The organism is Leptospira yanagawae serovar Saopaulo str. Sao Paulo = ATCC 700523 (assembly GCF_000332475.2).
In the GTDB taxonomy this organism is placed as follows: domain Bacteria; phylum Spirochaetota; class Leptospiria; order Leptospirales; family Leptospiraceae; genus Leptospira_A; species Leptospira_A yanagawae.
This window is the reverse complement of sequence record NZ_AOGX02000017.1, coordinates 1-3,208: the sequence shown is the minus strand read 5'-3', so window position 1 is coordinate 3,208 and position 3,208 is coordinate 1. Positions and strand designations below refer to the sequence as shown.

General features: G+C 36.1%; 3 protein-coding genes. All 3 read left to right on the top strand.

Annotation, left to right across the window (positions count from 1 at the left end):
• Window positions 1–833 precede the first annotated feature (833 nt).
• Window positions 834–1,514 carry a CPBP family intramembrane glutamic endopeptidase gene (locus LEP1GSC202_RS20490; protein WP_015677815.1) on the top strand — a complete coding sequence of 227 codons (681 nt, stop codon included), beginning with the start codon at window positions 834–836 and terminating at the stop codon, window positions 1,512–1,514.
• 315 nt (window positions 1,515–1,829) lie between these two features.
• Window positions 1,830–2,054 carry a DUF433 domain-containing protein gene (locus LEP1GSC202_RS10915; protein WP_015683059.1) on the top strand — a complete coding sequence of 75 codons (225 nt, stop codon included), beginning with the start codon at window positions 1,830–1,832 and terminating at the stop codon, window positions 2,052–2,054.
• The gene (locus tag LEP1GSC202_RS10910; protein ID WP_039928884.1) at window positions 2,044–2,406 is read left to right on the top strand and encodes a DUF5615 family PIN-like protein; all 363 of its coding nucleotides are present in this window, start codon (window positions 2,044–2,046) and stop codon (window positions 2,404–2,406) included. Before LEP1GSC202_RS10915 ends, LEP1GSC202_RS10910 begins: the two co-directional genes overlap by 11 nt.
• Window positions 2,407–3,208: the final 802 nt, after the last annotated feature.

Sequence of the window (3,208 nt, the reverse complement as noted above, 5' to 3'; positions counted from 1 at the left end):
AGCGGGAAAATTTCACCCAAAAAACCTCACTGCGATAAGTGCGATTTTATAGCAGAAGATGATTTGGTCATTTGGGGATAAAGCCACTACGCATAACAGCGACTTACCGCTACGCTTCGGCACAAGGCCTCGCTCGGCCTACGGCAAATTCCCCTTCTGGCATTCGCCTTGCTTAAGCAAGCTGCATGCCAGTCCCTACCGTCCCGTCACCGGGACTCAGGGTCGGGGAACTTCGGTAAGTCTATTCGTTATACGCAATAGGCGTAAAGTGACTAAGAGATACTTCTCAAGTAATCACTAGAGGCGTCTATTTTTAAAGTTTACCTTTGCATTAGAAAACTTCTATCGCAGTTCCGTTGAGTAATTATAATCCCTTAATCAAAATTTTCACCTTAAGAAATAAGAATTAAGAGAAAAGATGAACTGAAGAAAGAAATGAAGAGTTCTTGGTTTTATCTTAAATAAGAATTTATTTTTGGACGGCGACTCTATTTTTACATAATGTAATTACGATTCTGTTTTATAATTTATAAAAGATTCGAAAACATAGACTTTAGGAAAAAAAAAGAAAGAATACGAAATTTGGCTAAATTTTTTTTAATTACTTTATTCTTTCACATTGGATACTGCGTATAACAGCCGCTAACCACATCGCTTCGGGACAAGCCCTCGCTCGGCCTACGGCACATAGGCTTTCTGGCACTCCCCTTGCCTGCGCAAGTGTCGTTCCAGTCCCTAACGTCCCGACCGGGACTCAGGGTCAGCCTACGTCGGTTAGCCTATTCGTTATGCGCCATACCTTAACTGGCTTTATAAAAAGTAAAACTTAATCAATGAACGAAGAAACAAAATCATCCATCTTATTCTATTTTTTTATATTTTGGACATTTTGCTTTCTAAATGGTTTTTTCAATCCTTATCTTTCAAAGAATCTTTTCTTTTTCTCTATAATGGAAATTGTCTTCTGGATACTTCTTCCTATATTCACTGTCACATACTTTATTTTTTATTTAAAAGTTTTTTCATTCTCCGACTTGGGCTTTCATTCCAAATTATTTAAAAAGGAAAGTTATTATTTTGTAATTATTTTCTCTCTAATTTTTAGCTTTTTTGTACAAAAATTTTACTTTATTACTCACTCAATACTTTCTAAATTTTTTACGACTAATTATTTCCATAATTTTGAATTCCAATCTACAATTCCAAATAATTTTGAAACTGGCATTTTATTAACAATATATTATTCCTTTACTGCTGGAATCGTTGAAGAAATTTACTATCGTGGAATTTTAGCTCAACTTTTTCAAATAGACAATAAATTTAATATTAATTACATTCTAATTTCATCGATTCTCTTCTCCGTGAATCACTGGGAAGGCGGAATTATAAACATAATCGATACTTTTTTATACGGATTACTTTTTTCTATTTTCTATAACAAAATTAAAAACATATGGCCACTAATTATAGCCCACATAATTACAGCTATAATTGCATTTTATCCAAATGCATAAACAATATCAAAGGTACGGCGCATAACAGCGACTTACCGCTACGCTTCGGGACTTCGCCCTCGCTCGGCCTACGGCAAATTGTCCTTCTGGCATTCGCCTTGCGTTCGCAAGCTACATGCCAGTCCCTAACGTCCCGTTCCGGGACTCAGGGTCGGACAACTTCGGTAAGTCTATTCGTTATACGATATTCCCTAAACATCTACTTTTAAAATGACATTAGAGTAATGAAGAAAAGCCAGAATAAGTGATAAATTCCATTTAATTCCGCTCTAACAAAACTTGACTTTTTTTAAGGATCACTGTTAGAATATCACTATGGATTATAAATCTAGACTTTCCTCCTCACCTGACGTTTTACTCGGTAAACCGGTTATTAAAAATACAAGGATAGCAGTCGATCTAATTCTCGAAAGATTAGGCGATGGAATGTCTATCGAGGAAATCCTCGAAGCTTCACCAGGAATCGAAAAAGACGATATCCTTGCTTGTATCTCCTATTCAAGCCATGTAATAAGCAGAGAAAGCTTGCTTGCAAGTTAATATACTCGCTGACGAAAACGTCGACTATCGACTTATAAAACTTCTTAGAAATGAAGGGCATAGAGTTCTATCTGTTTTTGAAGAGAGTAAAGGTATTACAGATTTACAAGTCATTGAGCTGGCAAAGAAAAATGATGCAATCATTCTTACCTTAGACAAAGATTTTGGTGAATGGGTTTTTGCTCACAAGGAATATTCAAACGGTATCATCTTTCTACGATATCACCCAAAAGATTTTAAGGAAATTTTCAACTCTTTGAATATTCTCCTTAATAGAAATAGTATAGAATTAAACGGGAAATTTGTTGTATTATCAATAAACAAAATTCGCATAAGAGATATTCACTTATAATCAATAAATCGGGAACATCGTATAACAGCGACTTACCGCTACGCTTCGGCACGAGGCCTCGCTCGGCCTCCGGCAAATTCCCCTTCTGGCATTCGCCTTGCTTCCGCAAGCTACATGCCAGTCCCTAACGTCCCGTTGGGACTCAGGGTCGGGGAACTTCGGTAAGTCTATTCGTTATACGCAATATCCAAAAAGTGATTAAGAGACTATTAGTAAGTATTCACGCTAATATTTTTGAATTAACGCATTTTTATTTATGAGATTCGTTCTATCGCAGCTCCGTTGATTAAGTAGAAAATTTTAATGAAAATTTTCACTTTAAGAAATAAGAATTAAGAAAAAAGATGAACTAAAGAAAGAAATGAAGAGTTCTTGGTTTTATCTTAAATAAAAAATTAACTTTGGACGGCGAATCTATTTTTACATAATGTGATTAGGATTCTTTTTTCTAATTCTAAAAAGATTTGAAAAAATTAACTTTAAGAAATAAAAATGGAAGAAAAGAAATGCTGATTAAATTGTTTTCTAATCACTTTATTCTCTCACATTGGATACTGCGTATAACAGCGGCTAACCACTTCGCTTCGGGACAAGCCCTCGCTCGGCCTACGGCACATAGGCTTTCTGGCACTCGTTTGCTTATGCAAACTACGCGCCAGTCCCTAACGTCCCGCTTCCGGGACTCAGGGTCAGCCTACGTCGGTTAGCCTATTCGTTATACGCAATATCCAAAAAGTGATTAAGAGATACTTCTCAAGTTATCGCGTTTATGTTCTATTTTTAAAGTTTACCTTTGCATTAG

Bases quoted from the DNA above. Each gene is read 5' to 3' on its own strand.
- LEP1GSC202_RS20490 (WP_015677815.1), top strand. From the start codon at position 834: ATGAACGAAGAAACAAAATCATCCATCTTATTCTATTTTTTTATATTT.
- LEP1GSC202_RS10915 (WP_015683059.1), top strand. From the start codon at position 1,830: ATGGATTATAAATCTAGACTTTCCTCCTCACCTGACGTTTTACTCGGT.